Raw genomic sequence first — 23,879 nt, forward strand, 5'->3', positions numbered from 1 at the left:
AGCCATGACAGGTCTCAACTCCATGCTGATCGTCGTCGGGCTCTTCCTCCTGGGCGGCGTCTACTCCTTCGTCAAGCAGAAGATGCCCGCGAGCCTCATCGTGCTGCTCTCCTTCGGCGCCGCGATGTGTCTGGTCGCGGGCGTCATGAGGCTGGAGGTGTGGAATTGACCGCTCCTAAGAAGGTCGTCGTCTTCGACTACGGCTTCGGGAACGTGCGCTCCGCCGAGCGTGCCCTCGCACGCGCGAGTGCCGAGGTCGAGATCACGCGCGACTTCGACAAGGCCATGAACGCGGACGGGCTGCTGGTGCCCGGCGTCGGCGCCTTCGCCGCCTGCATGAAGGGCCTCAAGGACGCCCGCGGCGACTGGATCATCGGCCGCCGCCTGTCCGGCGGCCGCCCGGTGATGGGCATCTGCGTCGGCATGCAGATCCTCTTCGAGCGCGGCATCGAGCACGGCGTGGAGACCGAGGGCCTCGACGAGTGGCCCGGCACGGTCAAACCGCTCCAGGCCGACATCGTGCCCCACATGGGCTGGAACACGGTCGAGGCCCCGGCCGACTCACAGCTCTTCGCCGGACTCGACGCCGACGCGCGCTTCTACTTCGTGCACTCCTACGCCGTCCACGACTGGTCCCTGGAAGTCGGCAACCCGGCACTGCGCGCACCCCTGGTGACCTGGTCGACGCACGGCAAGCCCTTTGTGGCGGCCGTCGAGAACGGCCCCCTGTGGGCCACGCAGTTCCACCCCGAGAAGTCCGGCGACGCCGGAGCCCAGCTCCTCACCAACTGGATCGGAACACTGTGAGCAAGCTCGAACTCCTCCCCGCCGTCGACGTCCGCGACGGCCAGGCCGTCCGGCTCGTGCACGGCGAGTCCGGGACGGAAACTTCTTACGGCTCCCCCCTCGAGGCCGCCCTCGCCTGGCAGCGCTCGGGCGCCGAGTGGCTGCACCTCGTCGACCTGGACGCCGCGTTCGGCACCGGCGACAACCGCAAGCTGATCGCCGAGGTCGCCGGCGCCATGGACATCAAGGTCGAGCTGTCCGGTGGCATCCGCGACGACGACACGCTCGCCGCCGCCCTCGCCACCGGCTGCACCCGGGTGAACCTCGGCACCGCCGCCCTGGAGAGTCCGGAGTGGGTCGCCAAGGTCATCGCCGAGCACGGCGACAAGATCGCGGTCGGTCTCGACGTACGCGGTACGACGCTGCGCGGCCGCGGCTGGACTCGCGACGGCGGCGACCTCTACGAGACGCTGGAGCGCCTCGACTCCGAGGGCTGCGCGCGCTACGTGGTCACGGACATCGCCAAGGACGGCACACTGCAGGGCCCGAACCTGGAGCTGCTGCGCAATGTGTGCGCCGCGACGGACCGCCCGGTCGTCGCCTCGGGCGGGGTCTCGTCCCTGGACGACCTGCGTGCCATCGCCGAGCTCGTGCCGCTGGGCGTCGAGGGCTCGATCGTCGGCAAGGCCCTCTACGCCAAGGCGTTCACCCTGGAAGAGGCCCTGGAGGCGGTAGCCAAGTGAGCGACGTACGACGCGTCACGACCGGCGCGCCCTGGGAGGACGCCTTCGGCTACTCCCGCGCGGTGGAGCTGCCGAACGGCCTGGTGCTGGTCGCCGGCTGCACGTCGATAGTGGACGGCGAGATCGCCGGGGGCGGCCCGTACGAGCAGGCGATCAACGCGTTCAAAGTCGCGTTCGCGGCGCTGGAGCAGCTGGGTCTGGGCCGGGACGACGTGGTACGGACGCGCATGTACGTCACCCATGCGCGGGACGTGGACGACGTCGGGCGCGCTCACAAAGAGCTGTTCGACGCCGTCCGGCCCGCCGCATCCATGATCATCGTCTCCGGCTTCGTGGACCCCAGTCTGGTCGTCGAGGTCGAGGTGGAGGCGTTCCGCCCCAGCGGAGAACCGGGAGTGTCCGCAGCATGACCCTCGCCGTACGAGTCATCCCCTGTCTGGACGTGGACAACGGCCGGGTCGTCAAGGGCGTCAACTTCCAGAACCTGCGCGACGCGGGCGACCCCGTCGAGATGGCCAAGGTGTACGACGCCGAGGGCGCCGACGAGCTGACGTTCCTGGACATCACCGCGTCCTCGGGCAACCGGGAGACCACCTACGACGTGGTGCGCCGCACGGCCGAGCAGGTCTTCATCCCGCTCACCGTGGGCGGCGGCGTGCGCACGGCCGAGGACGTCGACAAGCTGCTGCGGGCGGGCGCCGACAAGGTCGGGGTCAACACGGCCGCGATCGCCCGGCCCCAGCTCATCAGGGAGATCGCGGAGCGGTTCGGGCGGCAGGTGCTGGTGCTGTCGGTGGACGCCCGGCGCACTCCTGGGGGGACCTTCGAGGTCACCACCCACGGCGGGCGCAAGGGCACCGGGATCGACGCGGTCGAGTGGGCGCACCAGGCCGCCGAGCTGGGCGCGGGCGAGATCCTGCTCAACTCGATGGACGCGGACGGCACGAAGGGCGGCTACGACATCGAGATGATCGAGGCCGTCCGCAGACACGTCACCGTGCCGCTCATCGCCAGCGGCGGCGCGGGCCGGCTCGCCGACTTCCCGCCCGCCGTCGCGGCGGGCGCCGACGCGGTGCTCGCCGCGTCCGTCTTCCACTTCGGGGACCTGCGGATCGGTCAGGTGAAGGAGACGCTCCGGGCGGCGGGCCGCCCCGTCCGCTGACGCCTGACGCCTGACGCCTGACGCCTGACGGCGCCCGCGCCGCGAGCCCCGGTCACTGAGTGGCCGGGGCTCACTTCGGGGCAGATGTGAAAGTTAAGTTGCGCAAAATATATTGTGCAATTTTTCTTTCGTATCTACGGTGAGCTCATGGCAGAGAAGGAGAACCTCCGACGCATCGCGGACATGGGCACGCTCAAGGCGATAGCCCATCCGCTGCGGATGAAGCTGTACCGGGCCCTGTACGTGGCCAGGACCGCGACCGCGTCCCAGCTGGCCGAGCAGGTCGACGAGGCCCCCTCGCTGGTCAGCTACCACCTGCGCAAGCTCGCCGAGTACGGGCTGATCGAGCAGGCCGAGCCCCGCAGCGAGGACGGCCGCGAGCGCTGGTGGCAGCCCGCCTCGGAGGGCGTGAGCATCCACGACGAGGACTTCCGGGACGCGCCCGAGAAGAGGGCCGCGCATCTGGCGGCCACCCGGCTCTTCCACGAGCAGCGCAGCGACATGTACCGGCGCTACCTGGACGAGCGTCCCACCTGGGGCCCCGAGTGGAACACCGCCGCTCCGGACAACGAGTCCCTGCTGCGACTGACGGCGACAGAACTGTCCGAGCTCGGCGCGGAGCTGATGGCTCTCATCAAGAAGTACGAGGAGAAGGGCCGCGCTGACGATGCGGCCGGTGCCACAGAAGGCCGCGAGAACGTGGCGCTGCATGTGTACGGCTTCCCGTTCCGCCCCTGAGAGGACGTACTTCAGTGACCGCGACCGTCATAGGCTCCGCCCCCGCAGGCACCGACCGTCCGGCCCACCGTGACGGCAACGTGCTGCGCTGGCTCGGCGCCTACACCTCGTCGATGATCGGCGACAACGTCTACTACCTCGCGCTGTCCTGGGCCGCCGTCCAGGCCGGAACGCCCTCGCAGGCCGGGCTCGTGATGGCCGTGAGCGCCGTGCCGCGGGCCCTGCTGATGCTGGGCGGGGGAGTGGTCGCCGACCGGTTCGGGCCGCGGAAGGTCGTCATCGGCAGCGACGCCGTGCGCTGCGCGGCCGTCCTCGCGGTGGCCGCACTGCTGTTCGCGGCCGGTCCCGGGCTGTGGCCGCTGGCGTTGCTCGCCGTCGTCTTCGGCACCGTCGACGCCGTCTTCATGCCCGCCGTGGGCGCACTCCCGGTCCGCGTCACCAGCCACGGGCAGCTCGCCCGCGTCCAGGGCATGCGGGGCCTCGCGAGCCGCTTCGCCAATGTCGTCGGGGCGCCGCTCGGCGGCCTCGGCGTGGCGCTCGGCGGCTCGGCGACGGCGTTCGGCCTGGCGGGCGTGCTGATCGCCGTGTCCGTGCCGCTGCTGATCTCCGTACGGATGAGGGAACTGCCCGCCGACGACAAGGCCGCGGAGCGCACCGCTCGGCGGGACCTCGTTGACGGTCTCGGCTACATCAGGCGGCACCGCGTCCTCGCCCCGCTCATCGCCGCCATCGCCCTCGGCGACTTCGGCTTCGCCGGGCCGCTCAACGTGGGCCTGACCCTGCTGGCCGACCAGCGCGGTTGGGGCGCCGCCGGGATGGGCTGGGTGGTCGCCGGGTTCGGGACCGGTGCGGGGGCCGCCGCACTGCTGCTGACCGTGCGCGGGCACCTGCCGCACGCGGGACGTCTGGCCGGGGTGGCGATCCTGGGGGGCTCGGTCGCGATCGGCGCGCTCGCCTATGCGCCGAGTGTCGCCGCGGCTGTCGGTGTCGCCCTGCTCGTGGGGCTGCTCGCGGGGCTCAGCGGAGCCTTGTGCGGCGCCCTGCTGCAGACCCACGCGGACCCCGCCTACCTGGGCCGCGTCACCGCCGTCGCGGGCCTCGTCAGCCTCGGTCTCGCCCCGCTGAGCATGCCGGTGGCCGCCGCCGCGATCGGCTGGTGGGGCACCGGACCGGTCTTCGTGGCCAGCGCCGCGGTCTGCGGCCTCGGCGGGGTCCTCGCGCTGTGCGTCCGCGACCTGCGCCGCGCCGAGCTGCCGCGCTGAGCAGGCCCGGCCCCTCAGAGCCCCAGCTGCTTCGTCTCCTGCAGCTTCGCGATCGCGTCCTTGTCGCCCTCCAGCTCCACGTCGGCCGTCTTCTGCCGGCCGAGGGCGAACATCAGCAGCTCCGAGGGCTCGCCGGTCACCGTCACGACCGGGGTGCCCCGGTGCGCGACCGCCGTCTGGCCGTCCGGGCGGCGCAGCACCAGGCCGGTCGGGGCCCCACGACCGGCGAGGCGGGCCGTCCGCTCGAGGCGGGTCCACAGGGCGTCCTGGAAGACCGGGTCCAGCGGGCGCGGCGTCCAGTCCGGCTGGGCCCGCCGCACGTCCTCGGTGTGGACGTAGAACTCGACCGTGTTCGACGCCTCGTCGATCTGCTTCAGCGCGAAGGGCGAGAAGCGCGGCGGGCCAGTACGGATCAGCTGGATCAGTTCCTCGTACGGCTTCTCGGCGAACTCCGCCTGCACCCGCTCCAGACGCGGCGCGAGCTGCTTGAGCAGCAGCCCGCCCGCGGCGTCCGCGCGGCGCTCGCGCACCACCACGTGCGCGGCGAGATCACGGGTGTTCCAGCCCTCGCAGAGGGTCGGGGCGTCCGGGCCCTCGGCCTCCAACAGGTCGGCGAGGAGAAGTCGTTCACGCTTGGCATGGGTCGACATGCCAGCAAGCCTACGACCGCCCCAGGAGTCCGCCCACCCGTCGCCGCGCGCGTCCGGCCTGTGGACAAGCGGCGAAGTGCGTCCCACGGGCGCGGCACAATGGTCGGCATGACCAGCACGCCCCCGCCCAGCAGCCCCAGCAGCCTGGATCCCGAGATCGCCGCGCGCCTCAAGCGCAGCGCGGACGGACTCGTCCCGGCCATCGCCCAGCAGTACGACACCGGTGAGGTGCTGATGCTCGGCTGGATGGACGACGAGGCGCTGCATCGCACGCTCACCACGGGCCGCTGCACGTACTGGTCGCGCAGCCGCGGGGAGTACTGGGTGAAGGGCGACACCTCCGGCCACTTCCAGTGGGTGAAGTCCGTGGCCCTCGACTGCGACGCCGACACACTCCTGGTCCAGGTCGACCAGGTGGGCGCCGCCTGCCACACGGGCGCCCGCACCTGCTTCGACGAGGACGTGCTCCTCAAGGAGGCCGCCTCCGCGCACACCCAGGGCGCCGATTCCGGCGTCGTACCGGCACTGGATCAGTAAGGTCAGCCGCCATGGACCTCGAGATGTTCCGCAAGCTGGCCACCGACCGCCGTGTCATTCCCGTCAGCCGCAAGCTCCTCGCCGACGGCGACACGCCGGTCGCGCTCTACCGCAAACTGGCCGCCGAGCGCCCCGGCACCTTCCTCCTGGAATCCGCCGAGAACGGCCGCTCCTGGTCCAGATACTCCTTCATCGGCGTCCGCAGCCAGGCCACCCTGACCGAGCGCGACGGGCAGGTCCACTGGCTCGGCACCCCGCCCGTCGGCGTCCCCGTCGACGGGGACCCGTTGGCCGCCCTGAGCGCCACCATCGAGGCCCTGCACACACCGCACGGAGAGGGCCTGCCCCCCTTCACCGGCGGCATGGTCGGCTATCTCGGCTACGACATCGTGCGCCGCCTGGAGAAGATCGGCCCCGGCGAGCGGGACGACCTCAAGCTCCCCGAGCTGACCATGCTGCTCACCAGCGATCTCGCGGTCATGGACCACTGGGACGGCTCGGTCCAGCTGATCGCCAACGCGATCAACCACAACGACCTCGACACGGGCGTCGACGAGGCCTACGCGGACGCGGTCGCCCGCCTCGACGCCATGGAGGCCGACCTCTCCCGCGCGATCTCCCAGCCGCCCGCCGCGCTCCCGCCCTCCGAACTGCCCGAGTACACCGCCCTGTGGGGCGGCCCGGACTTCCAGGACGCCGTCGAGGACATCAAGGAGCGCATCCGGGCGGGCGAGGCCTTCCAGATCGTCCCCTCCCAGCGCTTCGAAACGCCGTGCACGGCAAGCGCCCTGGACGTCTATCGCGTACTGAGGGCGACCAATCCCTCCCCGTACATGTACCTCTTCCGCTTCGACGGCTTCGACGTCGTCGGCTCGTCTCCCGAGGCCCTGGTCAAGGTCGAGGACGGGCAGGCGATGGTGCACCCCATCGCGGGCACCCGGCCGCGCGGCGCCACCGTCCAGGAGGACCAGGCCCTCGCCGACGAGCTGATCGCCGACCCCAAGGAGCGCGCCGAACACCTGATGCTCGTCGACCTGGGGCGCAACGACCTGGGGCGGGTCTGCGAGCCCGGCTCCGTCGAGGTCGTCGACTTCATGTCCATCGAGCGCTACTCGCACGTGATGCACATCGTGTCCACCGTGACCGGGCGCGTCGCGGCGGGCCATACGGCCTTCGACGTGCTCACCGCCTGCTTCCCGGCCGGCACCCTCTCCGGTGCCCCCAAGCCGCGCGCGATGCAGATCATCGACGAACTCGAACCGTCCAGGCGGGGGCTGTACGGCGGCTGCGTCGGCTACCTCGACTTCGCCGGCGACTCCGACACCGCCATCGCCATCCGTACGGCCCTGCTGCGCGACGGCACCGCGTACGTCCAGGCGGGCGCCGGAATCGTCGCCGACTCGGACCCCGTCGCCGAGGACAACGAGTGCCGCAACAAGGCCGCCGCGGTGCTCCGCGCGGTGCACACGGCCAACCGGCTCGGCCGGTAGGGCCCCGTACGGCCCCGTACGGCCCTACGAGTTCGGGAAATAGGACGAGGCTCACGTGAACCCCGGGTGACGGTTCGCCCGGGGTTCAGGCGATAGTGGAGTACGTGACAGCTGTACCGCACCCCCGATCCGAAGCCGCAGGACCCGCCGGGTCCGGCCGCCGCAGCCTTGCCGTCGCCCTGCTCAGCGGCGCCCTCGGCGCGGCCGTGGCGCTGCTCTCCACCCGGCAGAGCTGGTCGGAGGGCACCGCGACGGTGGCCGGCGGCGCCTTCCCGCTGACCGTCAAGGGCAGCGACGTCACGGGCGTGCCCGCGGCGCTCGCCATAGTGGGCCTCGCCGCGCTCGTCGCCGTCTTCGCCGTCCGCAGCTCCGGGCGCTTCCTCGTCTCCGCCCTGCTCGCGCTCTCCGGCGCGGGTACGGTCGTGGCGGCGGTGCTCGGCGCGAGCGACAGCTCCGCCCTCGACGAGAAGGCCGCGGCGGCCTCCGGCGACACCGCCGCCACCGCGAGCGCCCTCAGCCACACCGCCTGGCCCTACGCGGCCGCGGCGGGCGGCGCGCTCATCCTCCTCGCGGGGCTGCTCGCGCTGCGCTACGGACGACTGTGGCCCGCGATGTCCGGCCGCTACGAGCGCGACGGGACGCCCCGGCCGCGCAAGGCGAGGCCTGTCGACCCCGACCGGCCCGAGGACATCTGGAAGGCGCTCGACCGGGGCGAGGACCCGACGGGGCCCGACCCCGCCGGGACCTAGGTCCGGAAACGGGCGGACCCGACCAGGTCCTATGGCCCGGGACCTTGGTCGTGACGTGCAGAATGTGACGCGCTAGGCGCCACCCCGCGCTCCCGCCACAAGGGTGCGTACGGGACAATGGACGGTGAGCATCCGACTCACACACGCAAACAGCAACGAGGAGCAAGTCATGGCGGGCAGCAGCCACGGTCACACCCCGGCCGCCTGGACCGGTGTCATCATCGCCTTCATCGGTTTCTGCGTCGCGGGTGCCTTCATGGTGATGGCGAACCCGCTGGGCTTCTGGGCCGGCATGGTCATCGTCGTTCTCGGCGGTGTCGTCGGCATGGCCATGCGCGCGGCGGGCCTCGGTCAGCCGAAAAGGACCGCGCACCCGGCGGTCGCGCACCCGGTCCGCGAGGCCGTCGGCGCCGAGAGCTGACCCCGTAGGGCTTCTCGAGAGGCGGTCCCGGCAACTCCTGCCGGGACCGCCTCTCGTGCGTTCGTGACGAGCGCGCCGCGCCCGGGGCGGGCAGAATGCGACGGGTGAACGCCGAAACCCAGAGGGTGACGCGGCCCCGGCCCGTCGAGCGGTTCGTGCCGCGGCGCCTCGTCGTCCCCGTGGGGGCGCTCGCGGCCGTCGCCGGTGCTTTCGCGTTCGTCGGGGCCGTGGATCCCAACCAGCCCGGGCACTACCCCGTCTGCCCGCTGCTGCGCTACACGGGCGTGTACTGCCCCGGCTGCGGCGGTCTGCGCAGTGCGCACGCCTTCGTGCACGGGGACCTCGCGACGGCGCTCACGGACAACGCGCTCGCCGTCGTGGGCTACTTCGTCTTCGCGGTGGTGTGGACCGTCTGGGCGGTCCGCTCGGCGCGCGGACGGCCGCTGCGGATCGACCTGGGGCCCGTGCACCTGTGGAGCGCCGGCGTGTTGCTCCTGGTCTTCACCGTTGTCCGGAACCTGCCCTTCGGTGGCTGGCTGCACCCTTGATCAAATGGCAAACGTCCAGGTAGTGGGACCGGCGTCAACCGGATGTGAGGCCTAGCCCTTCCTCCGGATACCATCGGAGTGACCCACCATGACCGTCATGACGGCGGTCCGGGGTCGACAGGCTCAACCGCTTCAACCGTTCACCGTCAGGGAAGGGGGCCGCTCGCGTGAGTGTGCTCGACGAGATCATCGACGGAGTCCGTGCCGACCTCGCGGAGCGGCAGGCGCGCGTCAGCCTCGACGAGCTCAAGGAGCGCGCGGCGAAGGCTCCCGCGGCCAAGGACGGCGTGGCCGCCCTGCGCGGCGACAGCGTCAAGGTCATCTGTGAGGTCAAGCGCTCCAGCCCGTCCAAGGGCGCGCTCGCCGCGATCGCCGACCCCGCGGCGCTGGCCGCGGACTACGAGGCGGGCGGCGCGTCCGTCATCTCGGTCCTGACCGAGCAGCGGCGCTTCGGCGGTTCGCTGGCCGACCTGGAGGCCGTCCGCGCCCGGGTCGACATTCCCGTGCTCCGCAAGGACTTCATCGTCACGTCGTACCAGCTGTGGGAGGCCCGCGCGTACGGCGCCGACCTCGCGCTGCTGATCGTGGCCGCCCTCGACCAGGCCGCCCTGGAGTCCCTCATCGAGCGCGCCGAGTCCATCGGACTCACGCCGCTCGTCGAGGTGCACGACGAGGACGAGGTCGAGCGGGCGGTGGACGCCGGCGCGAAGGTCATCGGTGTCAACGCGCGCAACCTCAAGACCCTCAAGGTGGACCGCACCACCTTCGAGCGGGTCGCTCCCGAGATCCCGGCCGGCCTCGTCAAGGTCGCCGAGTCCGGTGTCCGCGGGCCGCACGACCTCATCGCGTACGCCAACGCCGGCGCCGACGCGGTCCTGGTGGGCGAGTCCCTCGTCACCGGTCGCGACCCGAAGACGGCGGTCGCCGACCTCGTCGCGGCCGGGGCCCACCCCGCGCTGCGCCACGGACGGAGCTGACACCTCGGTGAACAGCGCGCCCCACGCCACCGCCGTCACCCGTCCGGGGCAGTGCCCCGACGGGGGACCGGCGTGCGTGCGAGCGGCTGCCGCCGGGGCGCGCAATCCCTACGCGCGCCTCGCCCGCGGCTGTCGGCCGCGTGGCTGCCGGGCACCGGCCCGTCGCGTCCACGGGCGCCGGGTGCGCTATGTCATCGGTGACGAACCGGGCCAGGTCAACGGCATGCGATGGCCCGCCGGCGCACGCGTACAGGCTCCGCTCCGGGCCCGCCGCACCTCGCGGTGAGCTGACGGCTCCGACTCCGGGTGTCCTCGGGGCGACCTGTGCGTGCGCGACCGACGTGACCCCTGTCCGACCTGTATCCGGGGCTGTCGCCCCTGCGAGGTAACCGCATGCCCAGCGAGTTCTTCATTCCCGACCCCGAGGGTCAAGTCCCCACCGCCGAGGGGTACTTCGGCGCGTTCGGCGGCAAGTTCATCCCGGAGGCGCTGGTCGCCGCCGTGGACGAGGTCGCCGTCGAGTACGACAAGGCGAAGGCGGACCCCGAGTTCGCCCGCGAGCTCGACGACCTGCTCGTCCACTACACCGGGCGCCCGAGCTCACTCACCGAGGTGTCCCGCTTCGCCGAACACGCCGGTGGAGCGCGCGTCTTCCTCAAGCGGGAGGACCTCAACCACACCGGGTCCCACAAGATCAACAACGTGCTCGGTCAGGCCCTCCTCACCAAGCGGATGGGCAAGACCCGCGTCATCGCCGAGACCGGCGCCGGTCAGCACGGTGTGGCCACCGCCACCGCCTGCGCTCTCTTCGGCCTCGAGTGCACCATCTACATGGGTGAGATCGACACGCAGCGCCAGGCGCTCAACGTGGCCCGTATGCGCATGCTCGGCGCCGAGGTCATCGCCGTGAAGTCCGGCTCCCGCACCCTCAAGGACGCCATCAACGAGGCCTTCCGGGACTGGGTCGCCAACGTCGACCACACCCACTACCTCTTCGGGACCGTCGCGGGGCCGCACCCCTTCCCCGCCATGGTCCGCGACTTCCACCGTGTCATCGGCGTCGAGGCCCGGCGGCAGATCCTGGAGCGCGCCGGACGGCTCCCCGACGCCGCCATCGCCTGCGTCGGCGGCGGCTCCAACGCCATCGGCCTCTTCCACGCCTTCATCCCGGACACGGACGTACGCCTCATCGGCTGCGAGCCCGCCGGGCACGGCGTGGAGACCGGGGAGCACGCCGCGACCCTGACCGCCGGCGAACCCGGCATCCTGCACGGGTCGCGGTCGTACGTCCTCCAGGACGAGGAAGGCCAGATCACCGAGCCCTACTCCATCTCGGCGGGCCTCGACTACCCCGGCATCGGACCCGAGCACTCCTACCTCAAGGACAGCGGCCGCGGCGAGTATCGCGCGGTCACCGACGACGCGGCCATGCAGGCCCTGCGCCTGCTCTCCCGCACCGAGGGCATCATCCCGGCGATCGAGAGCGCCCACGCGCTCGCCGGGGCCCTCGAGGTAGGCAAGGAGCTGGGCAAGGACGGGCTGATCATCGTCAACCTGTCCGGGCGCGGCGACAAGGACATGGACACGGCCGCCCGCTACTTCGGCCTGTACGACACCGCCGCCGACGCCGTCGTCGAGCCGGACGCCGGCAGTGACACCGCCGAGATCGAGGGGGACGCCAAGTGAGCGGCAACATCCAGCTGTTGAGCGACACCCTCGCCGCCGCGAAGGCGGAGGGGCGCTCCGCCCTCATCGCCTATCTGCCGGCCGGCTTCCCGACGGTGGACGGCGGGATCGCGGCCGTCAAGGCCGTCTTCGAGGGCGGCGCGGACATCGTCGAGGTCGGCCTGCCGCACAGCGACCCCGTCCTCGACGGTCCCGTCATCCAGACCGCCGACGACATCGCCCTCAAGGGCGGCGTCAGGATCGCCGATGTCATGCGCACGGTCCGCGAGGCGCACGGGGCCACCGGGAAGCCGGTGCTCGTCATGACGTACTGGAACCCCATCGACCGCTACGGCGTCGAGCGCTTCACCGCCGAGCTTGCGGACGCGGGCGGAGCGGGCTGCATCCTGCCCGACCTGCCCGTCCAGGAGTCGGCGCTGTGGAGGGAGCACGCGCAGAAGCACGGTCTCGCGACCGTCTTCGTCGTCGCGCCCAGCAGCAAGGACGCCCGGCTCGCCGAGATCACGGCGGCGGGCAGCGGGTTTGTCTACGCGGCCTCGCTGATGGGGGTCACGGGCACACGGGAGTCGGTGGGCGCCCAGGCCCAGGACCTGGTGCGGCGCACCAAGGCCACCACCGAGCTGCCGGTCTGTGTCGGGCTCGGCGTCTCCAACGCCACCCAGGCCGCCGAGGTGGCCGGCTTCGCCGACGGCGTGATCGTCGGCTCGGCCTTCGTCAAGCGGATGCTGGACGCGGCGGACGAGGCCGCGGGTCTCGACGCGGTACGCGCCCTCGCGGGCGATCTGGCGAAGGGCGTGCGCGGCACGGCCTGAGACATCTTCCGTCGCGTACGCGTTCTGTTGCGCACGTAACGGACAATCCGCTCACTCGAACGGGTGGACCTGGGACCGGGGAGGCGCGCTGCGCCTCCCCGGTTCGTTCTGCCGGTTGTGAGCGAGAAGAACCGTGACGGAAAGCGCACCGCCCGCGAGCGGATGGCGGTCGAGCGAGAGAAGCAGAAGGCCGCGGACAAGCGCCGGCGGGCGCTGATCGTGGGCGCGTCGGTGGTGTGCGTCCTGGTTCTTGCCGGGGTGGTGGGCGTCCTGGCCGCCAACTCGGGCAAGGACAAGAAGAGCGCCGCGTCGGGCCCGGCCGTGTCGCCCTCGGGCGCGACCGGCAAGGACGGCCTCGCCATCCCCGTCGGCAAGGACGGCGCCAAGTCGGCTCTCACGGTCTGGGAGGACTTCCGCTGCCCGGCTTGCCAGGCCTTCGAGACGGTGTACCGCCCGACGATCCACGAGCTGGTGGACGCCGGAAAGCTCAGGGTCGAATACCACCTGGTCACGCTCATCGACGACGGCAGGGGCGGCAGCGGCTCCCGGCACGCGGCCAACGCCGCGGCCTGTGCCCAGGACGCCGGAAAGTTCACGCAGTACCACGACGTGCTGTACGAGAACCAGCCCAACGAGGCCAACGACGACTTCTCGAACGACGGCAAGCTCATCGAGCTGGCGGGCAAGGTCGACGGGCTGAACACCCCCGCCTTCCAGAAGTGCGTCAAGGACGGCACGCACAACAGCTGGGTCGTGAAGTCGAACGCGGCCTTCCAGAACAGCGGTTTCAGGGGCACGCCGACCGTGCTGCTGGGCGGCAAGAACATCTACGAGGACCAGACGATGACGCCCGCGAAGCTCAAGCAGATGGTGGAGGCGGAGAACAAGGCCTGAGCCCGGCGTCGGCCCTGTGTCCCCGGCCCGGAAACGGGCCTGGGGCGGCTCGTGTCGTGGCCCCTGTTATGGACCCGTAGCCGGGCTGCTTGCCGTGGGTCCGGTCCGGCAGGGTAGCGTCGACCCTGCCATGGATATCGCCTACATTCCCAGCCCGTCGCACGGTGTGGTGCACCTCGGCCCCATCCCGCTGCGCGGCTACGCGTTCTGCATCATCATCGGCGTCTTCGTAGCCGTCTGGCTCGGCAACAAACGCTGGATCGCCCGGGGTGGGCGGCCTGGCACGGTGGCCGACATCGCGGTCTGGGCCGTCCCGTTCGGTCTCGTCGGCGGCCGGCTCTATCACGTGATCACGGACTACGAGCTGTACTTCAGCGACGGCCGTGACTGGGTGGACGCCTTCAAGGTGTGGCAGGGCGGCCTCGGCATCTGGGGCGCGATCGCGCTCGGTGCGGTGGGCGCGTGGATCGGCTGCCGCCGACGCGGCATCCCGCTCCCCGCCTGGGCCGACGCCCTCGCCCCCGGCATCGTCTTCGCCCAGGCCATCGGGCGCTGGGGCAACTGGTTCAACCAGGAGCTGTACGGCAAGGCCACGGACGTGCCGTGGGCGCTGCACATCACGTCCGCCACGGACGGGCGCGTGCCGGGGTACTACCACCCGACGTTCCTGTACGAGTCCCTGTGGTGCGTCGGCGTCGGCCTCCTCGTCATCTGGGCGGACCGCCGCTTCACGCTGGGCCACGGGCGGGCGTTCGCGCTGTACGTCGCCGCGTACTGCGTCGGCCGCGGCTGGATCGAGTACATGCGCGTCGACGACGCCCACCACATCCTGGGCCTGCGTCTCAACGACTGGACCGCGATGGTGGTCTTCCTCCTCGCGGTGATCTACATCGTGGTGTCGGCGCGGCTGCGGCCGGGACGCGAGGAGATCGTCGAGCCGGACGGGGACACCCCCGACGGGGATGCCGTCGCCCTCGACAAGAAGGCCGACGACAAGGCCGACAGCAAGGCTGACGACAAGGCCGATGACGAGGTCGACGACAAGGTCGACGACAAGGCTGACGACGAGGCCGCCGAGACGACCGACACGAAGTCCGACGCCAAGAAGCCGGACGCGAAGAAGCTCGACGCGAAGACGGACACCGGGTCCGACGAACCCGCGCAGTCCAAGGAGTCCGTGAAGCCTTCGGAGTCCGAGGAGTCCGTGGGGCCGGCGAAGGGCGAGGCCGAGTCGGCCAAGAAGGTCTGAGTTCCCCCGGTACGTCGAAGGGGGCGCCGCGTCCGAGGACGCGGCGCCCCCTTCACTCATTTCCGGCAGGCCAGCGCCAGCGTGCGGCGGGCGCACGCCACGACCGCCGCGTCCACGAAACGGCCGTCGGGCAGGGCCTGGGCGCCCGGCTCGGTGGCGGCGGCCTTGACGATGAGCTCGGCGGTCTCGACCTCGGCCGGGGTCGGGAGATAGGCGTGTTCGATCACCGGGAGCTGGCGGGGGTGGATGGCCGCGCGGCCGAGGAAGCCCAGGGTGCGCCCGTGGGCGCAGGAGGCGGCCAGTCCTTCGAGGTCCCGGATGTCCGGGTAGATCGACTGCGTGGGCGGCGCGAGGCCGGCGGCCCGGGCGGCGACCACGATCCGGGCGCGGGCCCAGTCCAGGCCCGCGTCCTCCCGTACGCCCAGGTCGGCCCGTAGATCCGCCTCCCCCAGCCCGATGCCGCGCACCGCCGGGTGGGCCGCGGCGATGGTGAAGGCGTGTTCGACGCCGAGGGCGGTTTCCAGGAGGGCGTACAGGGGGGTCGCGCCTTTCTCGGCGGGCGCGGCGTGTTCGGCGACCCGGACGACGTCGGCCGGGGAGGTCACCTTGGGCAGCCGGAGGCCGGAGAGGCCGGGGAGCGGGGCGAGCGTGCTCAGGTCGGCCTCGGAGACGGGGCCGTCCAGCGCGTTCACGCGGACATGGACCGGGACCGGGGGAGAGTCCGAGAGCAACTCGGCGGTGGCGGCGCGGGCGTACTTCTTGCGGTGCGGGGCGACCGCGTCCTCCAGGTCGATCAGGACGATGTCCGCGCCGGAGACGAGGGCCTTGGCCACCACCTCCGGGCGGTCTCCGGGGGCGTAGAGCCAGGTGAGCGGGAGGGCCGGGATCGTCATAGGGCGCCTTCCGATCTGAGGGTGGTGATCTCGGTGTCGGACAGGCCGAGTTCGGTGAGGACGGCGTCGGTGTCGGCGCCGTGGGGGCGGCCCGCCCAGCGGATCGCGCCGGGGGTGGCGGAGAGCCGGAAGAGGACGTTCTGCATGCGCAGTGGGCCGAGTTCGGGGTCGGCGACGGTGGTGAGCGTGTCCAGGGCCGCGTACTGCGGGTCCTCCATCACGTCCCGTACGTCCTGGATCGGGGCCACCGCCGCCTCCGCTTTCTCGAAGGCGTCCAGGACCTCGGCGCGGCTGTGGCGGGCGATCCAGGTGCCCACCGCCTCGTCCAGGACGTCCGCGTGGCGGGCCCGGTCGGCGCCCGTCGCGAACCACGGTTCCTCGATCAGCTCCGGGCGTCCGACCAGCCGCATCAGCCGCTCGGCGATCGACTGGGCGGAGGTGGAGACGGCGACCCAGGAGCCGTCCGCCGTGCGGTAGGTGTTGCGGGGTGCGTTGTTCGCGGAGCGGTTGCCGGTACGGGGCTGGACGTGGCCCAACTGGTCGTACCAGAGCGGCTGTGGGCCGAGCACGGTGAGGATCGGCTCGATGATCGCCATGTCGATCATCTGGCCGCGGTCCGACGTGTCGCGGGCGCGGAGCGCGGCCAGTACGGCGTAGGCCGTCGCCAGGCCCGCGATCGAGTCGGCCAGGCCGAAGGGCGGAAGGGTCGGCGGGGAGTCGGGTTCGCCGGTGATCGCCGCGAAGCCGCTCATCGCCTCGGCGAGCGTGCCGAATCCGGGGCGGTGCGCGTACGGGCCGAACTGGCCGAAGGCGGTCACACGGGCGAGGACGAGGCGGGGGTTGGCGGCCGACAGTTCCTCCCAGCCCAGGTCCCACTTCTCCAGGGTGCCGGGCCGGAAGTTCTCGATGATCACGTCGGCGGTGGCGGCGAGGCGCAGGAGGGTGGCGCGGCCGCCGGGCCTGGACAGGTCGAGGGTGATGGTGCGTTTGTTGCGGCCGAGGAGCTTCCACCACAGGCCGATGCCGTCCTTCGACGGGCCGTGGCCCCGGGACGGGTCGGGCTTGGCCGGGTGCTCGACCTTGACGACCTCCGCGCCGAAGTCGCCGAGCATGGTGGCGGCGAGCGGCCCGGCGAAGAGGGTGGCGAGGTCGAGGACGCGCAGCCCGGTGAGCGGGCCGCGATCCGTCCCCGCCTCGTGGTCGGTGTGCCCGTTCATGAGGTGTGCCGGGTGTTCGAGGCGGCCTGGGCGTCGATCTCGGAGCGGTAGGGCATCGAGGACGAGGCGCCGGGGCGCTGCACCGACATGGACGCCGCCGTCGACGCCCACGCGAGGGCGGCGCGCATCGGCCGGCCCTCCGCCAGCGCGACCGCGAGGGTGCCGACGAAGGTGTCGCCCGCGCCGGTCGAGTCCACGGCGGTGACCCGGGGTGCGGGCACGGTGAAAGGTTCGGCGCCGCGGGACGCGTACAGACTGCCCGCCGCGCCCAGTGTGACGACGACTTCGGGTACCTGGTCGAGCAGGGCGGTGGCCGCGTCGCGGGGGTCGGTGAGGCCGGTGAGCGCGGCGGCCTCGTGTTCGTTGGGCACCAACAGGTCGATGGAGGCGAGGAGTTCGGGCGGCAGGGACTGTACGGGGGAGGGGGTCAGGATGGTCCGGACGCCGTGGCGGCGCGCGGCCTCGGCGCCCGCGAGGACGGCGGCCAGCGGGATCTCCAGTTGGAGTAGCAGGGCGTCGGCGCTGGTGATGAGCGCCTCGTCGCCGGGGGCGAGGTGGTCGACGGTGCCGTTGGCGCCGGGGATGACGACGATCTCGTTGCCGCCCTCGTCGTCCACGACGATGTGCGCGGTGCCGGACGGGCCCTCGGTGGTGCGCAGGTGGTCGGTGTCCACGCCCGAGTGCTCCAGGGTCGTACGGAGCTGGGAGCCGAAGGCGTCGGCGCCCACCGCGCCGATCATCGAGACGTCGGCGCCCGCGTGGGCCGCGGCCACCGCCTGGCCCGCGCCCTTGCCGCCGGGGATCGTACGGAACTCACGGCCTGTCACGGTCTCTCCGCGCTGCGGGGCCTTGGCGACGTACGCGACGAGATCCATGTTCGTGCTGCCGAGCACGGCGATATGGGTCATGGGTGACGGGTCTCCCGGTGCGTGAGCTGGTGGGTCAGCCGGTGGGTCAGCTGGGCGAGGGTGTCGAAGCCGATGCCGTCGAAGTCGGCGACGGAGGTGGCGAGGCGGTTCTTGAGGGGGGTGGTCCAGTGGTCGGGGAGCGCGGTGGGGGTGCCGGTGAGCAGGCCCGCGACGCTGCCCGCCGTCGCGCCGTTGGAGTCGGTGTCCCAGCCGCCGGACACCGCGCGGCAGACGGAGCCGGAGAAGTCGCCGTCCGCGTGGGTGAGGGCGGCGGCGATCAGGGCCGTGTTGGGGAGGGCGTGGACCCAGTGGTACGCGCGGTGGGTGGTGTGCAGTGCGTCGACGACCGTGTCGAAGTCCTTGGTGGTGCGGGCGAGGTGGACGGCGTGGTGGATCGCCCCGGCCAGGCGGGAGGCGGGGGGTACGACGGTGAGGCCGGTGCGCAGGCAGGCGTGAATGTCGGCGCGGCCGGTGGCCGCCTCGGCGATGGTGGCCGCCGTGAACATCGCGGCGTACACGCCGTTCGCGGTGTGGGTGAGGGTGGCGTCCCGGTGGGCGGCCTCCGCGGCGGCGGCCGGATCGCCCGGGTTCGTCCAGCCGTGGACGTCGGCGCGGATCAGGGCGCCGATCCATTCGCGGAAGGGGTTGCGGTGGTGGGCCGTGTGCGGGGGTTCGATACCGGTGAGGAGGTTGCGGTAGGCGATGCGTTCGGCGGTGAACGTGCGGCCCGCGGGGAGTTCGTCCAGCCAGAGGCGGGCCACGTCGGTGGTCGTGAAGTCCCTGCCGTACCGCTGGAGCAACAGGAGGTTCAGCAGGGGGTAGTTGAGGTCGTCGTCCTCGGGCATGCCGTCGATGTTCTCGGCGAGGGAGGTGGGGGCGGAGCGTCTGTTCCAGGGGTGGGCGCGCAGGAGGTCGTCGGGTACGCCCCGGGCGGTGAACCAGGTGCGCAGGGGCCAGTTTCCGGTGGCCCGGGCCAGCTGTCGGATGCCGTCCAGGGGGAGCTTCTCCACCGGTTTGCCGAGGAGACAGCCGACCGCTCTGCCCAGCCAGGCGGCTTCCAGGCGGGCCGGGGCGGGCGCCGGGGCGGGCACGGACCGGGCGGGCCAGTGAGGGCAGCGGGCCTTGATCTGCCCCAGTTCCGTCGGCTCCGCGTCCGCCAACTTGCTGGGCAGTTCCGCCAGTTCGTCCAAGAGGTCTCTCGCCAGCGCCCGCAGGTATCGCGAGGCCGCGGTCGCGGACGCGCCTGCGCGCGGTGGGGCCCCCGGGCCGCCCGCCGCGTGCCAGCGGGCGGCGATCGCGCCCGGTTCTCGGCCGTCCTGGTGTGCTTGGGTGAGTTCGTGGCCGAGGAGGTCCTCCGGTTGGACCCAGGTCAGTCGGAGCATGGCGGGGTCCCCGTCAGCTCGGCGTACGCCGACTCGTGGGCACGGCGACGGCTCACGTCACGGGCGAAGATCTCCCGGGTCACCCCGGTGAGGGTGGCCGCCGGGGCATGCAGGTCGAGGCGGCTGGACTCGGCGACCGTCTTGGCCCAGTCGTGGGGGACCTCGCGGCCGAGGGCGCCGGCGAGGGCGCCGGACATGGTGGCGATGGAGTCGCAGTCGCGGCCGTAGTTCACCGAGCCGAGGACCGCGTGCCGGTAGTCGCCGCCGGACACCACCAACATGCCCAGCGCGACGGGGAGTTCCTCGATCGCGTGGAGGCGGGAGGGGCGGCGGGCGGCGAGGGAGGGGGAGCGGTAGTCGGGGCCGACCGTGTCGTAGGGGGCCACCGCCTCGCGGAGCGGGATCAGCGCCGACTCGAAGTCCGTGTGGCGGGAGGCGACTTCGCAGACAGCCTCGATGGCCGACCGGGTGCCGTCCTTCGCCAGGGACAGGCAGGCCGCGACGACCGAGTCCGGGCTCGCCCCGGGCGCGCACGCCGCCGCCACCCCCGCCGCGAAGACGCCCGCCGCCTCCCGCCCGTACGACGACTGGTGGGCGCCCGCGATGTCGAGCGCCTCGGCGTACGCGCCCGCCGGGTCGGCCGCGTTGACCAGGCCTACCGGCGCCATGTACATCGCGGCGCCGCAGTTGACGATGTTGCCGGTGCCGGCCTCCCGGGGGTCCACATGGCCGTAGTGGAGGCGGGCCACCAGCCACTTCTCCGCGAGGAAGATGCGCTGCAGGGGGATGGCCTCGGCCTCCAGTTCCGGGATCCAGCGCGGGCCCGTCATGAGGTCGGGGACCAGGTGTTCGGCGACGGCGTACGCGTCGAGGTGGTCGCGGACGGTGGCGTACACCCGTACCAGCGCGTGGGTCATCAGGGTGTCGTCGGTGACGTGTCCGTCGCCCTTGTGGTAAGGGGCGATGGGGCGGGCGGTGCGCCAGGCGTCGCCGTTCCAGGGGCCGACGATGCCGTGGATCCGGCCGCCGTGCCGTTCGACGATCTGCTCGGGGGTGTAGCCCTCGACGGGGCCGCCGAGCGCGTCGCCGACGGCGGCTCCGACGAGGGCTCCGGTGATGCGTTCGCCGAGGGTTCCCGATTCTTCTCCTTTGGGCGTCATGCCCGAATCATCCCTCTGGGGTGGCCAGTTCCGTCGCTTCCAGGAGGTCGGCGAGTCCGATCAGGTCCGTTCCCGTCAGCCGGGGCAGCGCGCAGCCGGACAGGATGCGGCAGGCGTCGCGCCAGGAGGCGGGGATCGCGGCGCCGCCGCCCAGCGCGCCGGTGAGCGCGCCCGCGAGGGCCGGGGCGGAGTCCGCGACCCGGGACAGACAGGCGGCGGCGGGTACCGCCTCCGCGATCCGGCCGCGTGCGGCGGTGGCCAGGGCGAGGGCGACCGGCACGGTCTCCGCCGCCGCGATGCCGTAGCTGTAGACGTGGTCGACGATCTGGTGTTCCAGGAGCGGGACCAGGGCGAAGGTGTCCTCGCTGGCGCGGGCGAGCCGTAGTGCGTGCCGGGCGTTGCGGCCGATCTCCGTGGACTCGGGGAGCTCGGCGAGGGCGGCGTCCGCGCAGGCGTCGACGTCGGCCCCGGCGAGGGCGAGCGCGAGGGCCGCGGCCATCGCACGGGCGCCGTGGACCCCGTCGCCGTCCTGGGTGTAGCGGGCGTCGAACTCGGCGAGTTCGGCGGCGAGTCGGGGGTCGCCCGGGTGCGCCACGGCGAGTACACAGGCCCGTACGCAGGCCGCGTCGTCGAAGTAGTGCGGGTTGTCGTGGCCGGTGGCGGGCGGGCGCAGCCCGGTGGCGAGGTTGCCGAGGCCCGCCCGTACGGAGATCCGTGCGCGCAGGGGGAGCAGCGCGGACTCGACCTCGGGGGCGCGCTCGGCGGCCGCGGCGACCTCGCTGGCGACGGCGTTCCAGGACAGGTCGATGGACGCCCGCATCCGGCGTTCCCGGCTCAGGTCGCCGAGCGCGCTGCGGTCCCCGGCGCGCAGCACGGCCTCCGCCGCGAACGCCGCCCATTCCGCGTCGTCCGACGGACCGAGCCGCAGGGGTTCCGGCGGTTGGTTCAGCGCGATGGGCACGGGCAGGGTGGTCGTCGCGTTCTGCTCCGCGAAGGTGTCCAGCTCGCGGGTCAGCCGCCGGGTCCATTCGGGCATCCGGGCCGCGCGGTGCCGGCCGGCGGGCCAGCCTGCGGCGTCGCCCGCGGCGAGCCCGAGCAGGAGGCCCTCGATCCGACGGGGGCGCGAGGCGGGTACGGCGGCGGCGCCCCGCTCCGTACGGAGGTCCACATCCGTCGAGAGTGAGTCCCCGATGTCCGGTGCCGAGGGTGAGTCCCCGAGGTCGGACGTCGAGACCGAACCCCCGGGTTCCGGTGCCGAGGCCGATCCCGCGCCCGGTTCGTCGCCGACCAGGCCGGGTCTCATGGCTGCACCTCGTCATCGTCGGTGGCGAGGATGTAGTCGCTGGTGAGGGCGTACGGGTCGGGTGGCGGCGGCGCAGTGCTCCCCGTGCTCCCCGTCCCCCACTTCCCGTCGCCCCCAGGTGTCAGCAGCTCCGCCACGTCCAGCACGTGGTGGCCCGCCATGGAGGGCAGACAGCTGCCGCGTGCCGGGCCGATGGCCGCTGCCCAGTCCGCCGGGATCGCGGCGGCGCCCCGGGTCGCCCCGGCCAGCGCGCCCGCCACCGCGGCCGTGGTGTCGGCGTCGCGGCCCATGTTGACGGCGGTGAGGACGGACTCGGTGAAGTCGCCGTCGGCGGCGGCGTACGCGCCGAAGGCGAGGGCGACGGCCTCCGGGGCCAGGTCCGTCCAGGGGTAGCCGCCGATGACGACCGCCGAGCGCACCGCCCGTTCCCCGCGGTGGGCGACGGCCACCGCCCGGCGCAGGGAGCGGGCCGTCCAGGAGTCGTCCGGGATCACGGCGAGCGCGGAGGCGACCACCGAGATCGTGGCCGCGCCCGCCATCGCCGCCGCGACACCCGCCGCGACCGCCTGGCCGCCGTAGATGCCTTCCCCGTCGTGGCTCACCGAGCCGTCGATCGCCACCAGGCGGGCCGCCTCCGCCGGGCGGCCCGCCGCGAAGACGCCGAAGGGCGCCGCGCGCATCGCCAGACCGTCGCTCCAGGCGTGCCGGTGCTGGGCCGAGATGGGCGCCGCGAGGCCCCGGCGCAGGTTCTCCAGGGTGCCGCGCTCGCTGAAGCCCGCGCCCCGGAACGGCCCCTCGTCGCGGTCGGCGATCCACTGGTGCCAGGCCGCCTCGACATGTGTCACGGTGAGCGCCGAACCGTGCCGGGCGAGTAGCAGCCCCGAGAAGATCGCGTACTCCGTGTCGTCCGTCCCGGCCGGGTGTTCGGCGACGTACCCCGTGATCCGTCCCCACTTCGCGCGGATCTGCGACGGCCTCATGTTCTCGGCGGGCGCGCCCAGCGCGTCCCCGACGGCGAGGCCGAGCAGCGCGCCGCGGGCCCGCTCGCGCAGAGCGGCCGAGTCCCCGGGCGCCGGGACGGAGGGAATGCAGGCGATGGAAACCATACGGTGCCTCTCCTCTCAGGGCGCAGAGCCCTTTGGGGATGTGTCCCACGGGAGGGGGCGGGGAGAGCCGTCCGAGGCTCCTCATTCACCCGGTCGACATCTGTGCATGATCCTTCACGGATGAGCGCCTGAGGGTAAAACCGCAGGTTAGCCCAGCCTTTCCTTGCTGGCGGAGAAGAAATTACTGGCGTACTTTCATGGTTGTCGAAAAGTAGAAACAGTCCAAACGAACGATTCTGGGGGACCGGTATGTCCATCATCGAGACCGAAGCGACCCTGCACGAGGCGCACCGCGACAACCACACCCACCGGGATGTGACCGGCGGATGGCTGCGCCCGGCCGTGTTCGGCGCGATGGACGGGCTCGTGTCCAACCTCGCCCTGATGACCGGCGTCGCCGGCGGGTCCGTCGCCCACCAGACGATCGTCATCACCGGGCTCGCGGGCCTGGCCGCCGGCGCCTTCTCCATGGCTGCCGGCGAGTACACCTCCGTCGCCTCGCAGCGCGAGCTCGTCCAGGCCGAACTCGACGTCGAGCGCCGGGAGTTGAGAAAGTATCCGCAGGACGAGGAGCGCGAGCTCGCCGCGCTGTACGAGTCGCGTGGCGTGGATTCCGCGCTCGCCCGGGAAGTGGCCAAGCAGCTCTCGCGCGACCCCGAGCAGGCTCTTGAGATACACGCTCGCGAGGAGCTCGGCATCGACCCGGGCGACCTGCCCTCCCCGGCCGTCGCCGCCGTGTCGAGCTTCGGCTCCTTCGCCCTGGGCGCCCTGCTCCCCGTGCTGCCGTATCTGCTCGGCGCGACCGTCCTGTGGCCCGCGCTGCTGCTCGCGCTGATCGGGCTCTTCGCGTGCGGTGCGATCGTGGCCCGGGTGACGGCCCGAACCTGGTGGTACAGCGGAATCCGGCAGCTCGCGCTCGGCGGTGCCGCGGCGGGTGTGACGTACGCCCTGGGCAGTCTGTTCGGTACCGCCGTAGGATGATGCCTCGCGCACTTATGCAAAGGACTGCATAAGTAGCCGTTACTCCCTGGTTTCGATTGCTTAACCACTGGGAATGAGCCGTAAGCGCTGCGGGCAATGAGGCCTGCGCCGCGTCAGTGCGGTGGGTGACGTTGCCCGCCGTACCTTGGACCCACGGACACTGATCTGTCCGCTTAGGTCCCCTTAACTCCACCGTCGCGCGCGGTACCCCCACGCCACCCCTCG

The 23,879-nt window shown here is 72.3% G+C and carries 27 protein-coding genes; 19 read left to right on the plus strand and 8 right to left on the minus strand.

Annotated features, from left to right (window positions below; genetic code table 11):
- The first annotated feature begins 4 nt into the window (after positions 1-4).
- From OG819_RS23805 to OG819_RS23835, 7 genes are all read left to right on the plus strand, one after another.
- A complete protein-coding gene (locus OG819_RS23805; RefSeq protein WP_266414950.1) occupies positions 5-169 on the plus strand; it encodes a hypothetical protein in 165 nt (54 codons plus the stop codon).
- Positions 160-807 (plus strand): imidazole glycerol phosphate synthase subunit HisH, encoded by a 648-nt coding sequence (gene hisH / locus OG819_RS23810; RefSeq protein ID WP_266624053.1) that lies wholly within the window; start codon positions 160-162, stop codon positions 805-807. The genes OG819_RS23805 and hisH overlap by 10 nt, the downstream gene beginning before the upstream one ends.
- Positions 804-1,529 (plus strand): bifunctional 1-(5-phosphoribosyl)-5-((5-phosphoribosylamino)methylideneamino)imidazole-4-carboxamide isomerase/phosphoribosylanthranilate isomerase PriA, encoded by a 726-nt coding sequence (priA, locus tag OG819_RS23815; protein WP_266651105.1) that lies wholly within the window; start codon positions 804-806, stop codon positions 1,527-1,529. The genes hisH and priA overlap by 4 nt, the downstream gene beginning before the upstream one ends.
- A complete protein-coding gene (locus OG819_RS23820) occupies positions 1,526-1,939 on the plus strand; it encodes a RidA family protein (RefSeq protein ID WP_266624052.1) in 414 nt (137 codons plus the stop codon). The genes priA and OG819_RS23820 overlap by 4 nt, the downstream gene beginning before the upstream one ends.
- Entirely contained in the window at positions 1,936-2,691 is a 756-nt protein-coding gene (gene hisF / locus OG819_RS23825) for an imidazole glycerol phosphate synthase subunit HisF (RefSeq protein WP_266651106.1), read from the plus strand. The genes OG819_RS23820 and hisF overlap by 4 nt, the downstream gene beginning before the upstream one ends.
- Positions 2,692-2,838: 147 nt before the next feature.
- Positions 2,839-3,429 (plus strand): transcriptional regulator, encoded by a 591-nt coding sequence (locus OG819_RS23830; protein WP_266624050.1) that lies wholly within the window; start codon positions 2,839-2,841, stop codon positions 3,427-3,429.
- A gap of 14 nt (positions 3,430-3,443) precedes the next feature.
- Complete coding sequence (locus tag OG819_RS23835) at positions 3,444-4,691, plus strand: MFS transporter (RefSeq protein ID WP_266624049.1); 1,248 nt, start codon at positions 3,444-3,446, stop codon at positions 4,689-4,691.
- A gap of 14 nt (positions 4,692-4,705) precedes the next feature.
- On the opposite strand, the gene OG819_RS23840 is transcribed toward OG819_RS23835, so the two are convergent.
- Positions 4,706-5,341 carry a TIGR03085 family metal-binding protein gene (locus tag OG819_RS23840; RefSeq protein WP_266582002.1) on the minus strand — a complete coding sequence of 212 codons (636 nt, stop codon included), beginning with the start codon at positions 5,339-5,341 and terminating at the stop codon, positions 4,706-4,708.
- Between the two features lie 108 nt (positions 5,342-5,449).
- Here OG819_RS23840 and hisI point away from each other — a divergent pair, with 108 nt between their 5' ends.
- The 11 genes from hisI (at position 5,450) to lgt (ending at position 14,704) form a co-directional block, all read left to right on the plus strand.
- Entirely contained in the window at positions 5,450-5,878 is a 429-nt protein-coding gene (gene hisI, locus OG819_RS23845; RefSeq protein WP_266651107.1) for a phosphoribosyl-AMP cyclohydrolase, read from the plus strand.
- A gap of 11 nt (positions 5,879-5,889) precedes the next feature.
- Positions 5,890-7,368: an anthranilate synthase component I gene (locus OG819_RS23850; RefSeq protein ID WP_266651108.1), complete on the plus strand. Its 1,479-nt coding sequence runs from the start codon at positions 5,890-5,892 to the stop codon at positions 7,366-7,368.
- Positions 7,369-7,463: 95 nt separating this feature from the next.
- Complete coding sequence (locus OG819_RS23855) at positions 7,464-8,117, plus strand: TIGR02234 family membrane protein (RefSeq protein ID WP_266581997.1); 654 nt, start codon at positions 7,464-7,466, stop codon at positions 8,115-8,117.
- A gap of 169 nt (positions 8,118-8,286) precedes the next feature.
- Positions 8,287-8,538, plus strand: a complete 252-nt coding sequence (locus OG819_RS23860; RefSeq protein WP_266414972.1) for an HGxxPAAW family protein — start codon at positions 8,287-8,289, stop codon at positions 8,536-8,538.
- A 95-nt stretch (positions 8,539-8,633) separates the two neighbouring features.
- Positions 8,634-9,086: a DUF2752 domain-containing protein gene (locus OG819_RS23865; protein WP_266581995.1), complete on the plus strand. Its 453-nt coding sequence runs from the start codon at positions 8,634-8,636 to the stop codon at positions 9,084-9,086.
- Positions 9,087-9,253: 167 nt separating this feature from the next.
- On the plus strand, positions 9,254-10,063 hold the full coding sequence (trpC, locus tag OG819_RS23870) for an indole-3-glycerol phosphate synthase TrpC (RefSeq protein WP_266624040.1): 810 nt from the start codon (positions 9,254-9,256) through the stop codon (positions 10,061-10,063).
- A 76-nt stretch (positions 10,064-10,139) separates the two neighbouring features.
- Complete coding sequence (trpM, locus tag OG819_RS23875) at positions 10,140-10,349, plus strand: tryptophan biosynthesis modulator TrpM (RefSeq protein WP_266421867.1); 210 nt, start codon at positions 10,140-10,142, stop codon at positions 10,347-10,349.
- 107 nt (positions 10,350-10,456) lie between these two features.
- On the plus strand, positions 10,457-11,749 hold the full coding sequence (trpB, locus tag OG819_RS23880; protein WP_266414979.1) for a tryptophan synthase subunit beta: 1,293 nt from the start codon (positions 10,457-10,459) through the stop codon (positions 11,747-11,749).
- Positions 11,746-12,561 (plus strand): tryptophan synthase subunit alpha, encoded by an 816-nt coding sequence (gene trpA / locus OG819_RS23885; protein WP_266624037.1) that lies wholly within the window; start codon positions 11,746-11,748, stop codon positions 12,559-12,561. The genes trpB and trpA overlap by 4 nt, the downstream gene beginning before the upstream one ends.
- 117 nt (positions 12,562-12,678) lie before the next feature.
- Complete coding sequence (locus tag OG819_RS23890; RefSeq protein ID WP_266624035.1) at positions 12,679-13,455, plus strand: thioredoxin domain-containing protein; 777 nt, start codon at positions 12,679-12,681, stop codon at positions 13,453-13,455.
- A 130-nt stretch (positions 13,456-13,585) separates the two neighbouring features.
- On the plus strand, positions 13,586-14,704 hold the full coding sequence (gene lgt / locus OG819_RS23895; protein WP_266651109.1) for a prolipoprotein diacylglyceryl transferase: 1,119 nt from the start codon (positions 13,586-13,588) through the stop codon (positions 14,702-14,704).
- Between the two features lie 56 nt (positions 14,705-14,760).
- On the opposite strand, the gene OG819_RS23900 is transcribed toward lgt, so the two are convergent.
- The 7 genes from OG819_RS23900 to OG819_RS23930 are packed head-to-tail and all read right to left on the minus strand — an operon-like array spanning position 14,761 to position 22,673.
- The gene (locus OG819_RS23900; protein ID WP_266651110.1) at positions 14,761-15,597 is read right to left on the minus strand and encodes a CoA ester lyase; all 837 of its coding nucleotides are present in this window, start codon (positions 15,595-15,597) and stop codon (positions 14,761-14,763) included.
- On the minus strand, positions 15,594-16,814 hold the full coding sequence (locus OG819_RS23905) for a CaiB/BaiF CoA-transferase family protein (protein WP_266581985.1): 1,221 nt from the start codon (positions 16,812-16,814) through the stop codon (positions 15,594-15,596). The genes OG819_RS23900 and OG819_RS23905 overlap by 4 nt, the downstream gene beginning before the upstream one ends.
- Positions 16,811-17,722 (minus strand): ribokinase, encoded by a 912-nt coding sequence (gene rbsK, locus OG819_RS23910; protein ID WP_266651111.1) that lies wholly within the window; start codon positions 17,720-17,722, stop codon positions 16,811-16,813. The genes OG819_RS23905 and rbsK overlap by 4 nt, the downstream gene beginning before the upstream one ends.
- Positions 17,719-19,104, minus strand: coding sequence for an ADP-ribosylglycohydrolase family protein (locus OG819_RS23915; protein ID WP_266651112.1), 1,386 nt, complete (start codon positions 19,102-19,104; stop codon positions 17,719-17,721). The genes rbsK and OG819_RS23915 overlap by 4 nt, the downstream gene beginning before the upstream one ends.
- Positions 19,092-20,264 (minus strand): ADP-ribosylglycohydrolase family protein, encoded by a 1,173-nt coding sequence (locus OG819_RS23920; protein ID WP_266651113.1) that lies wholly within the window; start codon positions 20,262-20,264, stop codon positions 19,092-19,094. Before OG819_RS23920 ends, OG819_RS23915 begins: the two co-directional genes overlap by 13 nt.
- A gap of 7 nt (positions 20,265-20,271) precedes the next feature.
- Positions 20,272-21,567, minus strand: coding sequence for an ADP-ribosylglycohydrolase family protein (locus OG819_RS23925; RefSeq protein ID WP_266624023.1), 1,296 nt, complete (start codon positions 21,565-21,567; stop codon positions 20,272-20,274).
- Positions 21,564-22,673, minus strand: coding sequence for an ADP-ribosylglycohydrolase family protein (locus OG819_RS23930; RefSeq protein ID WP_266624021.1), 1,110 nt, complete (start codon positions 22,671-22,673; stop codon positions 21,564-21,566). Before OG819_RS23930 ends, OG819_RS23925 begins: the two co-directional genes overlap by 4 nt.
- Before the next feature lie 249 nt (positions 22,674-22,922).
- Here OG819_RS23930 and OG819_RS23935 point away from each other — a divergent pair, with 249 nt between their 5' ends.
- Positions 22,923-23,654, plus strand: a complete 732-nt coding sequence (locus tag OG819_RS23935; RefSeq protein ID WP_266624019.1) for a VIT1/CCC1 transporter family protein — start codon at positions 22,923-22,925, stop codon at positions 23,652-23,654.
- Positions 23,655-23,879 lie beyond the last annotated feature (225 nt).

It is taken from the genome of Streptomyces sp. NBC_01549, from assembly GCF_026339955.1.
In the GTDB taxonomy this organism is placed as follows: domain Bacteria; phylum Actinomycetota; class Actinomycetes; order Streptomycetales; family Streptomycetaceae; genus Streptomyces.